The following is a 2,042-nucleotide window of genomic DNA, read 5'->3' as shown; positions in this document are numbered from 1 at the left end:
CTGCAAATTTACGAGCATCAGTCGGTACAACTGGTGATTCATACGATAATGCTCTGGCTGAAACGGTGAATGGCTTATACAAAACAGAGGTGATTGAATATTTAAAAGCAGATTGGCAAGGTTTAGCAGATGTACAACTTGCGACACTAAACTGGGTAGATTGGTTCAATAAAAAGCGTGTACACAGTGTACTGGGTTATGTATCGCCTTTTGAGTTTGAAGCAATGTACTATGATAAGATTAACCCGTTAGGTCAGGTGGCCTAACTTAAATAAAAAAAATCTCCGACAAACCCGGTACGGTTCAATGATGGGTATGTCTAATATTAGCCTACTTTTTGAACCCCCACCCGAATTTGGACTTAAAATTAATATGATATCAATGTTGCTTGGCATATCCCTAATAGTCTTAACTATCATTGTAGTTTGGTATTTTATTAGTACTATAATAATTATTAATAAAAGAAGCACTTTAACAGCTATATTGGCTTTTCTTTTTTCACCCTTTGGGCATATTTTTTTCTATCAATCTAGTAAAGTCGAATTAACTTTAGAAGAAAAACGGAAATTTATACGTTTTTTTATTGGGCGGATTCAAGCGGCAAGTGCAACAGTATAAAAACCAGCCATAACTTCACTCGGTGTATACCAACCTAGTGTTTTTCTAGGACGATGGTTGAGTGCAAATTCTATCTGCTCTATTTGTTCGTTTGACACGCCATCAAACGATGATGATTTTGGCAGATATTGACGGATTAAACCATTCGTATTTTCATTTCTAGCTCGCTGAATAGACTTGTAAGGATCAGCAAAATACGTCTCTATGCCAGCATCAGTAATTCTTTTGTGTTCGGAAAATTCTTTGCCATTATCAAATGTCACACTATAAGCATGGCTCATTTGTAAACGATCTAATGCACAAGTAATCGTTTGAGAGGATGCTCTTATTGGCCCTAAATGAACAATATGTACATACAGGCTCTTTCGATCAACGAGAGTCAATAAAGCACCTTTATGATGTTTACCAATCACCGTGTCACCTTCGAAATCTCCTAAACGTTGTCGTTGATCAATGACCTGGTGTCGGCAGTGAATACTTGTTTTATCAATGATTTGACCCCTACGATCCGTGTTTTTGTAACCGCGTTTTCGATATTTCTTCTGATGCCTTAAATGTAGATGAAGTTTACCGCCTTTTGATTTATCTTGATAAATGTACTGGTAAATCCACTCATGTGAAGGTACATCCAGCCAACCGCGTTGTGTTAAAGCACCTGAAATTTGTTCGGGTGACCAGTCCAAACCAATCAAATAATCAATATAAGCGAAGGCAAATGCTGTCATTGATGATGAAGGACGGTACCGTCTTTGACTTGCAAATTTAGCTGCCTGTTGAGCTCTATATCCACGTTGCCCAGTATTTCTTTTTAATTCACGGTAGATGGTTGATCGTGAACGTCCTAATTCCCGAGCAAGGGTAGCGATTGAACTTTTACTTTTCAAAGTAGCATAAATTTCGTATCTTTCATCTTGAGAAAGTTGGGTGTATTTTTTCATTGTGTGCTTTCCAATTGCGAGTTGAAAAAGTCTAATGATTCTATGAATACACCTAACTTTTTCAACCAACTACAAATGTGTTGCACTTGGGATTTGAATCTGCGTTGTTTATCTGTTAATGATAATGGCTGTTATCATATCTATTCTTAATATGGATTAGAGTCTATATATCTCTGCACAAAAGATAAGCCGTGTTCGCAACGTACAATATAAATGATTTATTTAGCGGTGACTTAATTCACGAGTCCATCCAAAATTCACTAACGTCTAAAAGAAGGTGTATATCTCTTTGATGGCTGTGTTCCTTTAGGGTCTAGAGCTTCCTCAACATTGTTAGGGTGTGTTGACACTTTTAGCTTAAAAAATAGCGAAGTAGTAAAATCAAATCGCCAAACCCAATTTTACTATTCGCTATGCCTCGTACCATGCTGACAGATCAACACTGGCAAAAGTTGAAAGTTATTCTGCGTAATTTATCCATTCACC

The 2,042-nt window shown here is 37.1% G+C and carries 3 protein-coding genes and 1 pseudogene; 3 read left to right on the top strand and 1 reads right to left on the bottom strand.

Annotation, left to right across the window (positions count from 1 at the left end; genetic code table 11):
- A partial coding sequence (locus ACEWB7_RS17175; protein ID WP_411580993.1) for an integrase core domain-containing protein occupies positions 1-266 on the top strand: 266 nt, incomplete at its 5' end.
- 40 nt (positions 267-306) lie between these two features.
- A complete protein-coding gene (locus tag ACEWB7_RS17170; RefSeq protein ID WP_159124613.1) occupies positions 307-618 on the top strand; it encodes a hypothetical protein in 312 nt (103 codons plus the stop codon).
- Here the strand turns inward: ACEWB7_RS17170 and ACEWB7_RS17165 are convergent.
- Entirely contained in the window at positions 594-1,556 is a 963-nt protein-coding gene (locus ACEWB7_RS17165; protein WP_075314781.1) for an IS30 family transposase, read from the bottom strand. The genes ACEWB7_RS17170 and ACEWB7_RS17165 overlap by 25 nt on opposite strands.
- 413 nt (positions 1,557-1,969) lie before the next feature.
- Between ACEWB7_RS17165 and ACEWB7_RS17160 the strand changes: the two are divergent.
- Positions 1,970-2,042: pseudogene (locus tag ACEWB7_RS17160) on the top strand (IS5/IS1182 family transposase); the annotation flags it as partial.

It is taken from the genome of Acinetobacter sp. NIOH-H-8 (assembly GCF_046635365.1).
In the GTDB taxonomy this organism is placed as follows: domain Bacteria; phylum Pseudomonadota; class Gammaproteobacteria; order Pseudomonadales; family Moraxellaceae; genus Acinetobacter.
This window is presented reverse-complemented; position numbering and strand designations above follow the sequence as displayed.

Bases quoted from the DNA above. Each gene is read 5' to 3' on its own strand.
- ACEWB7_RS17165 (WP_075314781.1), bottom strand. From the start codon at position 1,556: ATGAAAAAATACACCCAACTTTCTCAAGATGAAAGATACGAAATTTAT.
- ACEWB7_RS17170 (WP_159124613.1), top strand. From the start codon at position 307: ATGATGGGTATGTCTAATATTAGCCTACTTTTTGAACCCCCACCCGAA.